Annotated in this window: 14 protein-coding genes; 13 read left to right on the top strand and 1 reads right to left on the bottom strand. The window is 46.4% G+C overall.

Features of this window, described 5'->3' with window-relative positions; genetic code table 11:
* Positions 1-211 precede the first annotated feature (211 nt).
* The 5 genes from BP97_RS0100665 (at position 212) to BP97_RS0100685 (ending at position 5818) form a co-directional block, all read left to right on the top strand.
* Positions 212-862 carry a succinate dehydrogenase cytochrome b558 subunit gene (locus tag BP97_RS0100665; protein WP_028547386.1) on the top strand — a complete coding sequence of 217 codons (651 nt, stop codon included), beginning with the start codon at positions 212-214 and terminating at the stop codon, positions 860-862.
* Positions 863-878: 16 nt separating this feature from the next.
* The gene (sdhA, locus tag BP97_RS0100670; RefSeq protein WP_028547387.1) at positions 879-2636 is read left to right on the top strand and encodes a succinate dehydrogenase flavoprotein subunit; all 1758 of its coding nucleotides are present in this window, start codon (positions 879-881) and stop codon (positions 2634-2636) included.
* A 2-nt stretch (positions 2637-2638) separates the two neighbouring features.
* Positions 2639-3403 (top strand): succinate dehydrogenase iron-sulfur subunit, encoded by a 765-nt coding sequence (gene sdhB, locus BP97_RS0100675; protein WP_028547388.1) that lies wholly within the window; start codon positions 2639-2641, stop codon positions 3401-3403.
* A gap of 174 nt (positions 3404-3577) precedes the next feature.
* Positions 3578-4630 (top strand): LacI family DNA-binding transcriptional regulator, encoded by a 1053-nt coding sequence (locus tag BP97_RS0100680; protein WP_028547389.1) that lies wholly within the window; start codon positions 3578-3580, stop codon positions 4628-4630.
* A gap of 57 nt (positions 4631-4687) precedes the next feature.
* On the top strand, positions 4688-5818 hold the full coding sequence (locus BP97_RS0100685; protein WP_036745298.1) for a glycoside hydrolase family 88 protein: 1131 nt from the start codon (positions 4688-4690) through the stop codon (positions 5816-5818).
* A 124-nt stretch (positions 5819-5942) separates the two neighbouring features.
* Here the strand turns inward: BP97_RS0100685 and BP97_RS0100690 are convergent, their stop codons facing one another.
* Complete coding sequence (locus BP97_RS0100690; protein WP_028547391.1) at positions 5943-6905, bottom strand: cation diffusion facilitator family transporter; 963 nt, start codon at positions 6903-6905, stop codon at positions 5943-5945.
* Positions 6906-7628: 723 nt separating this feature from the next.
* Between BP97_RS0100690 and BP97_RS0100695 the strand changes: the two genes are divergently transcribed.
* The 8 genes from BP97_RS0100695 (at position 7629) to BP97_RS0100730 (ending at position 17765) form a co-directional block, all read left to right on the top strand.
* A complete protein-coding gene (locus BP97_RS0100695) occupies positions 7629-8516 on the top strand; it encodes an ABC transporter permease (protein WP_081823893.1) in 888 nt (295 codons plus the stop codon).
* A 43-nt stretch (positions 8517-8559) separates the two neighbouring features.
* Positions 8560-9435, top strand: coding sequence for a carbohydrate ABC transporter permease (locus BP97_RS0100700; RefSeq protein ID WP_028547393.1), 876 nt, complete (start codon positions 8560-8562; stop codon positions 9433-9435).
* Between the two features lie 29 nt (positions 9436-9464).
* Positions 9465-11015: an extracellular solute-binding protein gene (locus BP97_RS0100705; RefSeq protein WP_028547394.1), complete on the top strand. Its 1551-nt coding sequence runs from the start codon at positions 9465-9467 to the stop codon at positions 11013-11015.
* Positions 11016-11159: 144 nt separating this feature from the next.
* Positions 11160-12239: a PD40 domain-containing protein gene (locus BP97_RS0100710; RefSeq protein ID WP_028547395.1), complete on the top strand. Its 1080-nt coding sequence runs from the start codon at positions 11160-11162 to the stop codon at positions 12237-12239.
* Between the two features lie 45 nt (positions 12240-12284).
* Positions 12285-13313, top strand: coding sequence for a Gfo/Idh/MocA family protein (locus tag BP97_RS0100715; protein ID WP_028547396.1), 1029 nt, complete (start codon positions 12285-12287; stop codon positions 13311-13313).
* A 9-nt stretch (positions 13314-13322) separates the two neighbouring features.
* Positions 13323-14315: a Gfo/Idh/MocA family protein gene (locus tag BP97_RS0100720; protein WP_028547397.1), complete on the top strand. Its 993-nt coding sequence runs from the start codon at positions 13323-13325 to the stop codon at positions 14313-14315.
* A 2-nt stretch (positions 14316-14317) separates the two neighbouring features.
* Positions 14318-15364: an oligogalacturonate lyase family protein gene (locus BP97_RS0100725; RefSeq protein ID WP_028547398.1), complete on the top strand. Its 1047-nt coding sequence runs from the start codon at positions 14318-14320 to the stop codon at positions 15362-15364.
* Between the two features lie 76 nt (positions 15365-15440).
* On the top strand, positions 15441-17765 hold the full coding sequence (locus tag BP97_RS0100730; protein WP_028547399.1) for an AraC family transcriptional regulator: 2325 nt from the start codon (positions 15441-15443) through the stop codon (positions 17763-17765).
* Positions 17766-17821 lie beyond the last annotated feature (56 nt).

The following is a 17821-nucleotide window of genomic DNA, read 5'->3' on the forward strand; positions in this document are numbered from 1 at the left end:
TCAGCACTTCCATTATAAGCGATAATGGAGTACTATGGTGTATGTCACTGATCGTTCACATTTTTTCAACAGGACTGCATAAAAATTTGTCGATTCATGGAAAATAGGCGTAGCGAATCATGTTGACGCTTGTTTCTTGCGGGAGTACAATGGAAAATGGTTTGTCAAGATGTGAACAATCTACATACTTTTGAGGGGGGAAAGGATTTCAATGTTTCGTAATTCGTATTTTTCACGCAAGCTGCATTCATTGCTTGGTGTAATCCCGGTCGGCTTCTTTCTGATCGAGCACCTTCTGACGAACTACTCGGCAACTAAAGGCCCTGAGAAGTTCATGGAACATGTGAATTGGCTGCATGATCTGCCTTTAATGCTGCTTTTAGAAATTGTAGGGATCTGGCTTCCGCTGTTGTATCATGCCGTATACGGTTTGTATGTCGCTTACACAGCGCGGAATAACGTATCCAACTATGGTTATTTCCGTAACCAAATGTTTTTCTTGCAAAGGGTTACTGGTGTAATCACTTTCTTGTTCGTCGCTTTTCACTTTTTCCAAACACGTCTTCAAATCACTTTGGGCTTGCCGCAAGATGAAATCGGAATCCAAATGCATAACATCGCTTCCAATTCTGTATTCTTCGTGATCTACTGTATTGGGATTGTGTCCGCGGTATTCCATTTCAGCAATGGTATGTGGTCGTTCCTAGTTAGCTGGGGTATTACGATCGGTCCACGGGCGCAACGGGTATCCACCGTTATCTGGATGGTTGTTTTCGTTGTTATGTCGATCATGTTTATCATGTCTCTGAGCGCGTTTGTTAATCCGGAATTCCAAAGCGTGCCGCAGATGACTAAAGGTTAAGGAGGAGTGAACAACAATGGCTAATCAAAAAGTTATCGTAGTCGGTGGAGGTTTGGCCGGGTTAATGGCTACCATTAAAGCCGCAGAAGCCGGGGTTCACGTAAGCCTGTTCTCTTTGGTTCCTGTGAAACGTTCCCACTCTGTTTGCGCACAAGGCGGTATTAACGGAGCGGTGAATACGAAAGGTGAAGGTGACTCCACTTGGGAGCACTTTGACGATACAGTTTACGGCGGAGACTTTCTTGCGAACCAACCGCCAGTAAAAGCAATGTGTGACGCAGCACCGGGTATTATCCACTTGATGGACCGGATGGGCGTTATGTTTAACCGTACGCCGGAAGGCTTGCTTGATTTCCGTCGTTTTGGGGGAACACAATATCACCGTACGGCATTTGCAGGCGCAACAACAGGTCAACAATTGCTGTACGCATTGGATGAGCAAGTACGCCGTTGGGAAACCGCCGGTCTTGTTACGAAGTACGAGCATTATGAGTTCCTTGGTGCGGTAATTGATGACGACGGCGTTTGCCGTGGCGTGTCTGCTCAAGATCTTCGCAGCATGGAAGTTTTGACATTCGGTGCCGATGCGGTTATTCTTGCATCCGGTGGTCCTGGTATCATCTTCGGTAAAACAACGAACTCCGTTATTAACACAGGAACGGCAGCAAGTGCGGTTTACCAGCAAGGCGTTAACTATGCAAATGGTGAGTTCATTCAAATCCACCCTACAGCGATTCCTGGCGATGACAAGCTGCGCTTGATGTCTGAATCTGCTCGTGGTGAAGGCGGTCGTATTTGGACTTATAAAGACGGTAAGCCTTGGTACTTCCTTGAGGAAAAATATCCTGCATACGGAAACCTTGTGCCTCGGGATATCGCGACTCGTGAAATTTTCGCAGTCTGCGTTGACCAGAAGCTTGGTATTAATGGCGAAAACATGGTTTACCTTGACCTTTCCCATAAAGATCCGCATGAATTGGATGTTAAATTAGGCGGTATTATCGAGATCTATGAGAAATTTATGGGCGACGATCCGCGTAAAATTCCAATGAAAATTTTCCCAGCCGTTCACTATTCGATGGGCGGAATGTGGGTTGACTTTAACCAAATGACCAATATCCCTGGTTTGTTCGCCTGTGGTGAGTGCGAGTATCAATACCACGGTGCTAACCGTCTGGGAGCGAACTCGCTGTTGTCTGCGATCTACGGCGGTATGATTACAGGTCCTAAAGCTATTGAATATATTAAAGGCTTGAACAAGCATGTAGATGATATTTCCTCTTCCATCTTCGACCGTGAGAAGAAAAAGCAAACCGACAAATACGAAGGCTTGCTGAAAATGGAAGGCAAAGAAAATGCTTACGTGCTTCATAAAGAGCTTGGCGAGTGGATGACTAACAACATGACGGTTGTTCGTTACAACAAGAAGCTGGAAGAAACCATTGCCAAAATCAACGAATTGAAACAGCGTTACCGCAATATCAGCATGACGGATACGGCTCGTTGGAACAACCAAGGCGTAGCGTTCACACGTCAGCTGTGGAACATGCTGGAGCTGTCCCATGCGATGACTTTGGGTGCTTTGCTGCGTAACGAGAGCCGTGGCGCGCACTATAAGCCAGATTTCCCTGAGCGTAACGACGAAGACTTCTTGAAAACGACAAAAGCCAAATGGACACCAGATGGCCCGACTATCGAATGGGAAGATGTAGACGTATCGCTCATCAAGCCGCGTAAACGCGACTACTCGACTGACAAGAAGGGAGGACATTAATCATGGCAGAAACGAATACGACCAACAAAAAGGTTAAATTCATCGTCACCCGTCAAGATTCGCCAGAGAGCAAGCCTTATACCGAGGAGTTTGAAGTCCCGTATCGCCCTAACATGAACGTCATCAGTGCTTTGATGGAAGTGCAGCGGAATCCGGTTAATGCTAACGGCGGCAAAACGACGCCGGTATGTTGGGAATCGAACTGCTTGGAGGAAGTATGCGGCGCATGTTCGATGGTCATTAACGGCAAGCCGCGCCAAGCTTGCTCTGCACTTATAGACAAGCTGGAACAGCCGGTTCGTATCGCGCCAATGAGCACATTCCCTGTTGTTCGTGACTTGGTTATTAACCGTGAGCGTATGTTCTCCGCTTTGAAACGTGTTAAAGCTTGGATTCCTATCGATGGTACTTACGATTTGGGTCCTGGACCACGTATGGCGGAATCCAAACGTCAATGGGCTTACGAGCTGTCCAAATGTATGACCTGTGGCGTTTGTCTGGAATCTTGTCCAAACGTAAACGATAAAACAACGTTTATCGGACCAGCAGCCGTTTCTCAAGTGCGTTTGTTCAATGCTCATCCAACAGGTGAGATGAATGCAGCTGAGCGTCTGCAAACCCTGATGGAAGATGGCGGTATCGAGGGCTGCGGTAACTCGCAGAACTGTGTGCGCTCTTGTCCTAAAGGCATTCCATTGACAACTTCAATTGCTGCAATGAACTTGGATACTACAAAGCAATTGTTCAAAAACTGGCTTGGTATGTAGTCTTATTGTTTATTCATAGGGAGCCCTCTGATGAGCTTATCGCTCATTGGGGGGCTTTTTTCGTATGGGAAGGCGGCAATAGAAAAAAGGGATTGACGGGAAGATATTTATTGAATACAATTTATTTAAACGTTTTAATTGAAACGTTTAAATAACAATTAAAGGAAGTAAGCTATGAGCAAACACCGTTCCGTTACGATCGTAGACATAGCAGAAGCCGCCGGGGTTTCCATAGCCACGGTATCCAATGTATTGAACCGCCGAAAGGTGCCGATGTCAGAGGAAACGATCCGTAAGGTGGAGAAAACCGCCGAGGAGCTGGGGTACCGCCGGAATGTAATGGCTGCCAGCTTGAGCCGCAAAAAGTCCTATGAGCTTGGTTTAATAGTACCGGGCTTCATCGGTTATTACGGGCTATTTGCAGAGGAGATGGAGCGTACAGCGCATAAGTTCGGCTACCATATGTCTGTCTTTTCCGCGGGGGGGTACGATCCTGACATGGAGAAACGGCATCTGGAGGTGCTTCTGCAGCGTAGGGTAGACGGATTGTTCTGTCATGGTCTTGCGATGTCTACGGAAACGACTAGACAAATTGTTAGCGATGGTACGCCTCTTGTCTTGTTCAATGGCTGGAATTGGCCGGAAGATATTGCTGTAGGCGCTGTCAATCTGGATTTTGCCGAAGGCTGCAGGATGGCGGTCAAACATTTATTAGAGCAGGGCTGCCGCTCGCTGTTTTATTTGGAAAGAGCAAGAGCTCATGAGACGAATAACCAGCGCTTATTAGGGTTTAGAGAAGGAGTTGCCCAAGCAGAAGGTAACATTCCCTCCTATGTCCTTGAAGCGGACAAGCAGCCTATGCAGGAACTTGTGCGGATGACAAAGGAAATGAGTGGGAGCGAGGGGCCAGTAGGCATTGTTGCTTTCGACGATTTGGTAGCGCTTCGTTTCATGTCGGCAGCTATTGAGCAAGGAATTCGGGTACCGGTGGAGTATAAGATTCACGGAATCAATAACGACATCATCGCTTCCTCTTGTTATCCGCAGCTGACAACTCTCGATATTCCATACAGTCAGCAAGCTCAATTGGCGATCCGTCTCATGCTTCGCCAGCTTGGAGAAGAAGAGAAGCTTGAGCGGGAGCCGCAGCTGCCAGATCACGACGGTCACGAAATCAAAATTCCATTAACTCCTATTGTACGAAAGTCTACCGTAACAAAGCTTTAGGTTCATCATCGAAACTGTTGATAACAACGAAGAAAATGATTATGAGGAGAGATCAGAATGAGTATGTGGCAGCAAGCTATTGAAGATGCAGTTCAAAAAACCAGAGCGAATATTGAGAAGTATAACGGTCAATTCCCGCATGTCAGCAAAGACGGGCATTACTTACTTAATGATAATACCGATTGGACTGACGGCTTCTGGTCGGGGATCTTGTGGCTGTGCTATGAATATTCAGGTGATCCTGCATTTAAGGAAGCGGCTGAGAAAACAGTAGCGAGCTTCCGCGAACGGATGGATGCTAAAAGTCATATCGATCATCATGATATCGGTTTCCTATACTCTTTGTCTTCTAAAGCACAATGGATCATTGAACGCGATGAAGCGGCCAAACAGCTTACAATCGAAGCTGCGGATTGGCTGATGACTCGCTGGAGAGAGGAAGGTCAGTTCATTCAAGCTTGGGGACCTAAAGATGATCCTCAAAACGGCGGAAGAATCATTATCGACTGCATGATGAATTTGCCGCTTCTGTACTGGGCTTATGAGCAAACGGGCGATGAGAAATATAGAGACGTTGCGATTAAGCATGCTGACAAATCTCGCAGGTTTTTGGTGCGTGGAGACGATTCTTCTTACCATACGTTCTACTTCAATCCGGAGAATGGCGAGGCGATTCGTGGCGGCACGCATCAAGGCTATCAGGACGGTTCCACTTGGACGCGCGGTCAAGCCTGGGGCGTGTATGGATTTGCACTTTCTTACTACTATACGAAAAATCCGTTATACCTTGAAACCTCGAAAAGAATGGCTCGCTATTTCTTGGAAAGACTTCCTGAGGATGATGTTGTGTACTGGGATTTCAACGTTCCGATTCATGAAGGAACCGAACGGGACAGCTCTGCTTCAGCCATTACGGCTGCAGGGATAATTGAATTATTATCGCATTTGGATGCGGATGATGAGGATCGTAAGTTCTTGGAAGAAGGACTGGAGCGTTCCTTGAAGGGACTTATCAAAGGTTATGCAACTATCGGGCAGCCGGACGCCGAAGGCTTCCTGGAGCACGGTTCATACCATGTCCGCGGCAACAATGCGCCGGATGATTATATGATCTGGGGCGACTACTACTATCTGGAAGCGTTGGTACGCTTGGAAAAAGGAATTAAAGGCTACTGGTACGAAAGATAGTGCTGCAAGGTTGATAAAATAACAGCATAAGCAGGAATAAAAACAGCACCCTCGCTCTGAGCGTGAAGCGTAAGCTTCATTCAAAGAATGAGGGTGCTGCTGCTTAAATGAAAGTCGCGTGATTTTATGTGTGCACAAGCTTACTCTTTTCTTCCTCTTGATGCCGTAAAAATTCTTTGCCATATTCTCCATGAGGATGAATATTGGCATTTTCCATCTGAATCGTGGAATGCTCGATGCCGTATTTTTCTTTTAAAGTTTCGTTTATGGCCAATATAATGCAGAACGGTTGTATTTTATTATCGATAAACACGTGAGCGGTCAAGGAATAATGATCAGAGGAAATGGCCCAGAAGTGCATTTCATGCACGTCTTCAACGCCCTCCACATTGGCGATATCATTTCGGATTTCATCCAGATTGAATCGATCCGGTACGGATTCCATTAGAATCAAATAGGATTCTTTGATAATTTTCCAGCCGCCGGTAAAGATGATACCGCCAATGACAACGCTGATCAGCGGGTCAAACCATTGGAAGCCAGTAAAATATATGAGCGTTGCAGAGATGATAACACCCACAGAGCTGAGCAAATCCCCGATAAAGTGCCACAGGGCACTCTGGACGTTCAAATTCTCTTCTTCCTTCATGCTGCGGCTTAATACGACAGTCAGCACCACATTGACCACAAGACCAATGGAAGAGATAATGAGCATAAGCTTAAAATCAATCGCTTCGGGATGCAAGAATCGGCGAACTCCTTCGACGAAAATACCTATGGCAATAATTGCGAGAGCTAGTCCGTTCAGGAAGGAAGCTATAATTTCAAAACGTAAATAGCCGAATGTAAACCGGGCATTAGGAGGGCGAGTGGCCAAATAAATGGCTACCATGCTGAGTCCTAGCGCTAACACATCGGATATCATATGGGCCGAGTCGGATAATAGAGCGAGCGAGTTGGAGAGAATACCTCCGATAATTTCCACGATCGTAAAAAACAAAGTTAGGATGAGTGTTACCCATAGCGTTTTCTTCGATTTGGATTGTTCTTTTACATGATGTAGATGATGGTAATCGTACTCTTTCATCTATGTTCACCTGCCTAAGTTTAAAATTTATTATGTTCGGATTATACGTCAAGTCCGGAATTTTGGCAAATACTTTAATTGAGAGCGTTTATCGTTGATTTGAGAGCTATTATCATCGTTTTGAGAAGTTTTTTCATTGTTTTGATAGCTTTTCTCAATTAAGTGTTAAATATAGATAGTAAGCGTTTTCTTATTTGTTACACAACTGAAATAATTCTGTTATCGTTTTAACATGTTTCTTGTGTATTATAATAACCAAGACCCCCTTTTTAATATAAACACTTCAAGACCTGGCCCCGTTGGCTGGGTCTCTTTTTTTTGTTCAGCACGAAATAACCTTTCGACGGTAGGGATAACGGATGTTCGTTATCAACTGCCTTCCAGGCTTTTCTAAATTGGCCCGCCATCATGGCGGGCTCTTTATATTCTCTAGAGCTTGGAATCTACCCCGTTGATGGATTCCTTATTTGTCTGCAGAGTACAGCCTGGGCTTCTTCAACATGCTATCAGGTCGGTAAATGAGCACTATCTCATGAAATGATTATCGATTAGCAGGGGTGGCGATCTAGCCTAGGATTATCATCAGGTTGGTTGAAGATTATAGACTGAACATCGAGATGCGAACTATGATAGGCATGGAAAGGTGAAGGAAAGGGGGTGGTACAAATCGAATCCAATGTTAAAGCAGCGGCAGTTAAACCAGTCGGTATTGAGTTAAGAAGAATGATCGGAAAAAATATTTGGCTATACATAATGCTGCTGCCCGGACTGATCTACTTTTTACTGTTTAAGTATCTACCCATGTGGGATTTATTGATCGCTTTTCAGGACTATCAACCAGCACTTGGTTTTTGGGGCAGCCGATGGGTTGGGATGGAGCATTTCTCCCGATTTTTCTCGGATCCGATCTTCTGGGATTTATTTCGCAACACAGCCATTCTAGCTGTTTACAACATCGTGCTGTTCTTCCCACTGCCAATCATTGTAGCTCTGATGTTAAATGAGCTTCGCATTCAATGGTTTAAGCGCACAGTGCAAACGTTCATTTATATCCCGCACTTTTTTTCGATTGTTGTGGTTGTCGGGATATCGTATGTGATGTTTACGACGGAAGGCGGCATTGTCAACGAAGCGGTTGCCGGGATTGGGGCAGAGAAGATCAATTTCCTTACGGCACCGGAATGGTTTAGACCGATGGTAACGCTGCAGGTGATCTGGAAAGAGACGGGGTACGGTACGATCATCTTTTTGGCAGCGCTTGCAGGAGTAGATCCTTCCTTGTACGAAGCGTCCAAAATTGACGGTGCCAGCCGTTGGCACCAGCTTTGGTATATCACGATGCCAGCTATTAAAAGCACGATTGTCATTCTTTTAATTCTGAGGCTTGGGCATTTTCTGGACACCGGCTTTGAACAAATGCTGCTTATGATCAATGCCTTAAATCGTGAGGTAGGTGAGGTGTTCGATACTTATGTTTACACCAACGGGATAACACAGGGGCAATTCAGTTATTCAACTACGGTAGGGCTGTTTAAATCGGTAGTCGGGCTGATCTTGGTCGTTGCGGCGAACTATATCGCTCGCAAAGCGGGGGAGGAAGGCGTGTATTAACAGTATTGAGTCCGTAATCGCTGCAGGAAAGGGGTGACCGGAGTTGCACAAACGCTCCATATCAGGCACGATATTTGATATCGGCAACTATGCTTTACTGACATTGCTTGCTTTGTTAACGTTATTTCCGTTTCTTCATATTTTGGCAGGATCGCTTGCTTCAGCAACCGAAGTACTGCAGAGCAAATTCATTCTGTTCCCAAAGCAGTTCTCGCTTGAAGCGTACCGCTTTATTTTCTCCGAGAATACATTGCTTCGTAGCTTGCTGACTACGGTGTTTATTACGATTGTCGGCACATTTATCAATATGCTGATGACTTTAATGATGGCGTATCCATTGTCGCGTAACGTTAAGGGCAAACGGGTGATCATGCTGTTGGTCGTATTCACCCTTCTATTCAGTGGCGGCATCATTCCAAGCTTCCTGGTCGTCAAATCGTTGGGGCTGTTGAACTCGTATTGGTCCTTGTGGCTTCCTGGAGCTATTAACTCCTTTTATATGATTATTCTGATCAACTTTTTCAAGCAGCTCCCGGTGGAGTATGAAGAATCTGCAAAAATAGATGGCTGCAACGATCCTACCCTTTTGTGGAAAATCGTCATGCCGCTATCACTGCCGGCGATTGCAACGTTCTCCTTGTTTTATGCGGTATCGCACTGGAATACGTTTTTTAGTGCGCTGCTCTATATTAACGATTCCCACAAATGGCCTATTCAAATTTTACTGCGTCAAATTGTCATCATGTCCTCGGGAGGGATCGGCGATGCAAGCTTTGCATCGGAGGCCGCTTATGTCATCCCGCCCCAAACCGTCAAAATGGCCGTTATTATTGTAGCTACACTTCCCATCATCCTGGTCTATCCATTTTTGCAAAAGCACTTTGCTCAAGGTGTCCTGTTAGGGTCTATAAAAGGATAATATATGAGGAATAGAAAGGAAGAGCCGCAATGAAAAAAGCTCATGCCGTCGTTTGTTCATTCGTTACGCTTTCGATGTTGATTGCAGGCTGCAGTGGAAGTCAGGGGAAGCCGGAAGGAGGAGCAGCGAGCTCATCCCCCGCACCATCGGCACCCGCAGCGACCGACGCGAAGCAGCCTCCTTTAAAGCTAAGCATCATGGCTACTTATTACACACCTCAACCGCCTACCGCTCAAAATGATATTTGGAAAAAACTTCAGGAAATTACCAATACACAGATTGAAATGACCTGGGTGCCGCGCTCGGCCTATGACGATAAGGTCAGCGTTTCCATCGCATCAAACGACCTGCCTAAAGTGCTGCTGGCGCTAAACTCCTCAGCACCCCCATTGGTCAATGCCATCAAATCGGGGATGTTCTGGGAAATCGGGCCTTATCTGAAGGATTACAAAAACTTGAGCGCCCTGAGCAAGCTGCAATTTGAGAGCACCAAGATCCAAGGAAAAACCTACAGCCTGTACCGATCTAGGCCGCTTGCGCGATTTGGTGTCACGTACCGGCAGGATTGGCTGGAAAATTTGAATCTGAAAGAACCGAAAACGCCTGAGGATATTTACAACGTAATGAAAGCGTTTACGCAAAATGACCCGGACAAAAATGGCAAAGACGATACTTACGGTGTACTTGCCTTCAAGGACGGGCAGGGTTATTTGATCCCGCATATCGCTTCATGGTTTGGCGCTCCGAATGATTGGAAGGAAGAGAACGGTCAATTCACGCCGGCTTTTATGACCAATGAATATTTGGATGCGTTGAAGTTCATTAAGCGGTTGTACGATGAGAAGCTGATGAATCAGGACTTTGTCGTGACGGAAGAGCAGCAAATGAATGCTTTGTATAATCAGGGCAAAGCAGGCATTAATCTGGGATTGTTTGACGATGTCGGTAAAAGTCAGCTGGAGCTGAGAAAGATTAATCCGCAAGCGAAGGTAGGCATACTCGATACGATAAACGGCGCGAAAGGTCAAAGACTTTGGGCTCAGCCGGGCTATACGGGTGTGTTCCTGTTCCCTAAATCTTCCGTAAAAACAGAAGCGGAGCTGAAAGCTATCTTGGCTTACTTCGACAGACTGCAGGAGCCGGATGCTGTGAATTTGCTGACATGGGGTCTCGAAGGCAAGCAATACAAGTTGGTGAATGGAAAAGTGGAAAAGATGATTGGTGATGATGCTTTTAATACCGATACGCTTGGCCTGGGCGAGCTGCGAATTGATGATGGCTCGAAGGAGCTGGGGATCACAGGTGAAGATCCACTGACTACCAAAGGAAAGAAGGCTATTGCTGACAACGTGAAAATTGCTGTAGTCAATCCGGCGCTTCCTTTATACTTTGAATCCGCGACCTGGAGCCAGAAGAGCAATGACCTAAAGAAAATCGTTTCGGATGGTGCGGTCAAATTTATTATGGGCAAAATTGATGAAGCAGGTTGGAAGAAAGTGCAGGACGATTGGAAGAAAGCGGGCGGAGATAAAGTGCTGACGGAATTCGCTGAAATTTTTGCCAAATCCAAAAATAAATAAGCGGGCGGGCTGCTGCTGGAACAAAATGGTGCTTTTCCGTACACAGAGCAGCATGGACGAGGGAGAGCGGCGTGAAATAGGCCGCTGCTCCTCTTTAGATCACGACGAGGCTTAGACATAAAATGAATGGCGGGAGTGTTAATTTTGAATAGAGGACGTAGTTATTCATTTGAAAGACGATTTTTTCGAGATGCAGGAACAGGCGCAGAGACCGTACAGCTCACCTCATTCCCCTGCGTCAATATTAAACTGTATTTTCATGTCAATGCCTTTACTCCGGATTCTCAAACGCTTGTTTTTCAGACGTGTGCTCTTTCGAGCCGAGACTCGAAAGTAGATATTTTTAAGGTTCAAATCGATGGAACAGGTCTAACTCAGCTAACGGATGATGCTGAAGCCGGCAGTCCTGTCGTATCGCCTGACGGTCGGTGGTTGTATTACGTTTGCCACGGTGAGCTTCGCCAAGTATCCATGAGCGATTATAGTGTGGATACAGTAGGTTATATCGACGGTATTCAGCCTTCAACCGGACTGAGCTCCAACACGGCTGGCACTACAATTAACGCGAGCATGAGCAGCGACGGGCGTGTGTACTTTACGGATGCAACGCTTAAGAACGGGAGAAGAGCTATCCTCAGATATACGACGGATGGAAAAGCAGCGGCGATTATTTATGAATCCGATTCTATTACCCATACCCAGTGCGAGCCAGCTGAAGCCAAAATTGTAGCATTTCAGCATGGACCTGATGATAAGAATAGAAATATATGGCTTATCAACGAAGATGGTACGAATCCAAGGCCTTTGGACTTACCTTTTGGCAATGGGCATTGGATGTGGCTGGGTAATACCGGCAAAATTATGAGTAATCTTGAAAAACAGTGTCACGGAATTGCCGTAATGGGGGAAGGGGATGAGGCACCGGAGCTCATTGCAACAGGGGAGCATTTCTGGCACGCTGCCAGCAGTCGTGATGGCCAATGGATGGTATCCGACACAAGCTGGCCCGACAACGGGATTCAGCTGATTCATGTAGGCACCAAGAAATATGCGACATTATGCTACCCGGAAAGCTCTAACTCCCATCCGCAGTGGTCTCACCCGCATCCTTCGTTCAGTCCTGACGGCAGCTATGTCGTCTACAATTCGGATAGAAGCGGAACGCCTCATATTTACTTGGTCAAAATTCCCGCTCACCTGAAGGAAGAGCTGCAGACGGTGTAAAGGTCCTAAGCTTGAAAAATAATTAGGCGGCAGGTGACCGGTAGTATGGAGAGAATGAATATCGGCATTGTAGGATTAAGGTTTGGTTCGACTGTCATTGAGGAGCTGCTTGCGGGGAAGGGAGGAGACTACTTCCGGTTACATGCAGTCTGTGATACGGATGCTTCCAAGGCTGACCACTGTGCTCTGAAGTATGGCGTGAAGCCCTATCATTCCATCGACGAGCTGCTTGAAGATCAGGATGTTCATGTGATCGGATTGTTCACGCCTCCGGCAGGCAGAGCGGAGCTCATAGATCGAATCATTTGCTCCGGCAAGGATGTTATGACTACAAAGCCGTTTGAGTTGGACCCTCAGAAGGCCTGGGACATTTTGAATAAAGCCAGGGACATGAAGCGGGTGGTTCATCTGAACTCACCGGGTCCAGTAGGCCATGATATGCTCCAATACATTAAAGCATGGGTAGAGAAGTACGATCTGGGCATTCCTGTGGGCTGCCGTTCGGATATCTGGGTTAATTACCGCGAGCAGCCAGATGGCGGGTGGTACGATGATCCAGAGCGATGCCCGGTTGCTCCCATATTCAGGCTTGGCATCTACATTATTAACGATATGATCAGACTGCTCGGTCCCGCACATAAAGTATCTGCTATGAGCTCACGTCTGCTAACCGGGAGGCCTACGGTCGATAATTCGCAGGTAAGCATTCTGTTTAAGAATGGCGCACTAGCCAACATATTCGGAAGCTTTTGCGTAGATGATTCTCAACGATATAAAGGGCCGCTGATTTTGAACTATGAACACGGCACTTTTTATTGCGATGTCATGCCTGTGAAGGACGGTGAAGCGGTCAAACTGCTTCTGGTCACAAGAGATCGGTCAAACGGTGAAAGAAGGACGGAGGAAATTCAGGTTACTGGTGATTCAGGCCGTTATCAGTGGGATGTATTTTATGAATCAGTCCAGAAGAGGCAGGTCAATGAAGAGGAGTATATCCGGGATATAGTGGAGGGGCTTAAGGTTATCGAGGCGATGAGAAGATCGGACCAATCCGGTAAGGTTGAGGTCGTATAGGGAGGAAGTATGACAATCAGATTCGGTCTCTACGGAAACAATGGGGGACATCAGATTCATCGAGAGCTGAACCTTCATCCGGACGCCAAAGTCGCTGCGGTTGCTGCCATGGACAGAGAGTGGTTAATGAAGGAGCAGCAGCAAGATACGGAAATACGATATTACGATACGCTGGAGGACATGATTGCCGACGATAGGGTCGAGGTCATATCGCTATGCTCACCGCGAAGAGAAGCTCAAGCTGATGAGGCCATTCTTTGTATGTCCAAGGGAAAGCATGTTTACGCCGAAAAGCCTTGCGCTATGAGCGAGGCGGATCTGGACCGGATACTGGGGAAGATGCATGAAACCGGATGCCAGTTTCGGGAAATGGCGGGAACGGGCCTTCAACAACCGTATCTTGCTATGCGCCGATTGATCCAATCGGGAGGGATCGGTGATGTAATACAAGTATTTGCTCAAAAATCGTACCCCTATCACGAAGGACGTCCGCAGGATGAAGCGATAGACGGCGGATTAATCGGGCAAAACGGAATTCATGCCGTCAGGTTCGTGGAGCATGTCGCCTGCACAGCCATCCAAAACATATTTGCTATTGAAACGAAGACAGGCAATCCTTGTAGCGATGGAGACCTTCATATGGCTGCCAGTATGATGATGGAGCTAGAGAACGGCGGTGTGGCAGTCATTGTTGCGAATTACCTGAATCCGTTGGGCTTTGGCAGCTGGGGCAATGAGCACTTGCGGATTTTTGGCAGCAAGGGCTTTATGGAAAGTGTGGACGGCGGCTCTCGCACGAGACTAGTCATAGGAAATGACGATTTAGGTCCTATAGATACATCCGAGCCGGAGGTAAGCCACTTGGACTCATTTATTTCAAGCTTGCTGGGTAGAGCCGTAATGCCCATATCTTTGGAGGATGAACTGCATTGTACAAGAATGGTAATCAGAGCGAAGCAAGCTGCAAGAGAATATAGACTAACGAGGCAGAGGAGAGTGTAGAGATGGCAAGAGGACAGGAATATCCATCTGAAAGGCAATTTTTTGTAGATGACAAAACAGGAGTCAACATTACGAAATTAACGGCTTTCCCAACCGTCAACTCCAAATTTTATTTTCATATCAATGCGTTCACACCGGATTCCAAGACGCTGGTTTTCAAATCGTACCGGTATGCTCAGCGTGATTCAGAGGTGGATGTATTCAAAGTAAACACAGACGGGCGGGGAATGGTACAGCTGACAGACAGTCCGAACGTGAGGGGAGCTATCGTATCGTACGACGGTGAATGGCTGTACTACGTCACCGACGGACAATTCCGCAGGGTATCCATGAAAACATACGAAGAGGATACGATCAGCTATTTAGATGCCCTGACCTCGGATGCCGAGTGCGCGAGTATGACCTACGATGATCAATTTTATTATGTAGAAGCCACTTTGAAAAACGGGAATCGAGGCATCGCGAGATTTTCGACGGATGGCAAGGAAGCTGAAGTAATTTTTGAGCATCCCGATATCACTCATACCCAATGCGAGCCGACAGAGGGAAAGGTCATTGCGTTCCAGTACGGACCGGATAAGCATAATCGCAACATTTGGCTTATAGACCGTGACGGCAGCAACCTGCGTCCCCTGGAGCTGCCTTACGGCAACGGACATTGGATGTGGCTCGGCGGAAGCAAGCGGATCATGAGTAACTTAGAGAAGGAGTATCAAGGCATTGCTGTGATGGCTGAGCTGGAGGAAGCTCCAGAGATGTTCGTGAACGGGGAGCATTATTGGCACGGGTCATGCAGCATGGATGGGCAATGGATGGTATCCGATACGAACTGGCCCGACCATGGTATTCACATTTTGAACACTTCCACGAAGAAACACAGAGTCTTATGCTATCCTAACAGCTCGTCATGTCATCCTCAGTGGACGCATCCTCATCCTTCCTTCAGTCCGGATGGCAAAATGGTCGTATACAATTCGGACGTATCCGGTATTCCTAACGTGTATTTGGCGCACATACCGGATGAGTTGCTTGCGGAGCTTGCCCAGTAATTCTAATCTGAGCTTGAGATAATGAATGGGAAGGTCCTTTCCAATCTGCGATTGATGGGTGAGTTGGAGGTGAACGATGAAAAACCGCCGTTTTAATTACTTCAAACGATTGTTTTTGTTCTGCATCCTGATCGGTTTTATTCCTGTTATCACATTGGGTACTTTCTCTTACACGAAGTCTTCTCAGCTTTTGTTAGACAAGGCGCATCGAAGCGATATGGGAATGGTCGAGCAAACACAGCTTCGTTTTGAACAAAAGCTCAAAATGGTGGACAACGCGCAAGCACAAATAACCAACTCACCTTTAGTCATCGATGCAATGGAGCAAGAGCTTTGGCGTGAAGACTATTTAGTTTACGACAAATTAATGCAGTCACTGTACCGGCTCCAGCTGTATGAGTTCGGTTTATCGGATGTTTATCTAGTCAATTTTAAAAAGAATTGGATACTAAGCAGTTCCGGCAAACAATCCTTGCAGGAAAGCGAGCTGCAGCCCATTTTCTCCGAGTATGCCAGCAGCGGGAAGCTGTTTTTTTGGACGGTATTTCAGTCGCCTTTTGTGGAAAAGCAAAGCCCGAGATTATGGAATATGGCCATTGTCAAAACGATTCCTATCAACTCTTTTACTCCATTAGGACTTTTTGTTGCTGTATTGCCAAGTCAGGAGCTGAATAAAATGATCCCCAAAGGCAGTGAACCGGGCGAAATGTATGTGCTGGATGAGCAGTACCGGATTATCGCGGCACGGAATGCGGAGCTGGTAGGACGAGACATGTCCGGGGAAGCGTTCTTGGATACGATCAAGGGAAGCAATCAGGAGTTAGGCCAATTCCAATCCGATGATAACCATTATGGGATCACTTATCGTAAATCGAATTATAACGGATGGATCTACGTCAATAGAACGAATATTGATGAGATTACGAAAGAATCGAGAGGCATAGGCTGGGTTACCATAACGATAAGCTTGGCTGTGCTGCTTCTTATCTTTATTTTATCTTTTGAAGGAACTCGCCGGCTTTACGGTCCGGTTCGCAAGCTGTACGACCTTGTTCTGAAATCTCCCGACATGCCCCGTTATTCTGCAAAAAGTGATGAGTTTTATTGGATTGAAAAAAACATGCACGTGTTAATGGGGAAGGAAAGTCATATGCGGCAGCAGCTGCGGGATTTTTTTGTGCATAAGCTGCTGCAAGGGGCCGTAAGCTACAAGGAAATTGCGGACCGGATTGTAGCTAAAGAGCTGGTGAGCTGGAACCAGCTGCGGATCATTTGCGTACGCATCGATACGCTGGAAGGCACGAACTATACGGATCGGGACCGCGACCTGCTTCTTTTTGCCATTAACAATATGGCAGGGGAGTTGATTCCAAAGCAGCTTAGGCTCAATCCAGTCGTGATCAACGACGTTCAGATCACTGTAATTGGGAGCTATGCCAATGCTGGTCATCCTGGCAATTTTAAAACCGAAGCGTACGAATGGGCATCAGCGATACAGCAATCTGTCGATAAGTACTTGCATTTAAGCATCAGCATGGGAATAAGCCCCTTGTTCCTAACATTGAGCGATGCGCTCAAAGCGTTCAAGGAAGCGAAGGAAGCACTGTCCTACGGTATACGACTTGGGCAGCAATCCATCCTGTTTCTTGATGACATGCATCCTGAAGTCATGGAACAGCCTGTTACGTATCCGCAGCAAATCGTGAGTGAGCTCATCGACCACATCAAGCTGTTGGATGAGCCCAAATGCTATCAGCTATTGGATGAGTTTATGGCCATTGTGACACGAAAAGCGATCAGTCAACAGGAGTTTCAACTGGTCCTGCTGCGGCTGCTGGTCGACTTGACGAAGTTCATTCAGGAGCTGGGCGGTACCATGAACAACTTGATTCCACAGCATAAATCGATGGTGAACGAAATCTTGGATTTGAAATCAAGCAAAGAAATTACGGGTTGGCTGCAATCGACCTTGATACGCCCGCTTATAGCTTATATCGAATACCGCAGGGAGTCTTTATACATGAAAATATCGGATCATATGCTTGCGATCATTCATCAGGAGTATGATTCTCTGCTGACTCTGGAGATTTGTGCTGCCAAGCTGAATTATCATCCGGAGTATATCAGCCGCGTATTCCGCAAGGAAACTGGGTTTATGTTCAGCGAATATTTATCCCGGCATCGGCTGCATATGGGGAAGAAGCTGCTGGTGGAAACGGATATGACCGTAACCGAGATTTCGGAAAAACTGATGTACAATAAACCACAAAATTTTATTCGTTATTTCCGTAAGCTGGAGGGAATGACACCGGGACAATTTCGTGAATTACGGCATACGGATAAAACAAAGCTTATGGGAACAGAGACTAAACCTGCTGGAGAAAATCAGTACCTTAGTTAGGAAGAGGACTATCATGCACTATTTACTTAATGAATAAGTTATAAAAGCGACCAAAA

It is taken from the genome of Paenibacillus sp. UNC451MF (assembly GCF_000686845.1).
Taxonomy (GTDB): domain Bacteria; phylum Bacillota; class Bacilli; order Paenibacillales; family NBRC-103111; genus Paenibacillus_S.

Bases quoted from the DNA above. Each gene is read 5' to 3' on its own strand.
- BP97_RS0100695 (WP_081823893.1), top strand. From the start codon at position 7,629: ATGATCGGAAAAAATATTTGGCTATACATAATGCTGCTGCCCGGACTG.
- BP97_RS0100720 (WP_028547397.1), top strand. From the start codon at position 13,323: ATGACAATCAGATTCGGTCTCTACGGAAACAATGGGGGACATCAGATT.
- BP97_RS0100730 (WP_028547399.1), top strand. From the start codon at position 15,441: ATGAAAAACCGCCGTTTTAATTACTTCAAACGATTGTTTTTGTTCTGC.
- BP97_RS0100665 (WP_028547386.1), top strand. From the start codon at position 212: ATGTTTCGTAATTCGTATTTTTCACGCAAGCTGCATTCATTGCTTGGT.
- BP97_RS0100715 (WP_028547396.1), top strand. From the start codon at position 12,285: ATGGAGAGAATGAATATCGGCATTGTAGGATTAAGGTTTGGTTCGACT.
- BP97_RS0100680 (WP_028547389.1), top strand. From the start codon at position 3,578: ATGAGCAAACACCGTTCCGTTACGATCGTAGACATAGCAGAAGCCGCC.
- sdhB (WP_028547388.1), top strand. From the start codon at position 2,639: ATGGCAGAAACGAATACGACCAACAAAAAGGTTAAATTCATCGTCACC.
- BP97_RS0100690 (WP_028547391.1), bottom strand. From the start codon at position 6,905: ATGAAAGAGTACGATTACCATCATCTACATCATGTAAAAGAACAATCC.
- BP97_RS0100725 (WP_028547398.1), top strand. From the start codon at position 14,318: ATGGCAAGAGGACAGGAATATCCATCTGAAAGGCAATTTTTTGTAGAT.
- sdhA (WP_028547387.1), top strand. From the start codon at position 879: ATGGCTAATCAAAAAGTTATCGTAGTCGGTGGAGGTTTGGCCGGGTTA.
- BP97_RS0100685 (WP_036745298.1), top strand. From the start codon at position 4,688: ATGAGTATGTGGCAGCAAGCTATTGAAGATGCAGTTCAAAAAACCAGA.
- BP97_RS0100705 (WP_028547394.1), top strand. From the start codon at position 9,465: ATGAAAAAAGCTCATGCCGTCGTTTGTTCATTCGTTACGCTTTCGATG.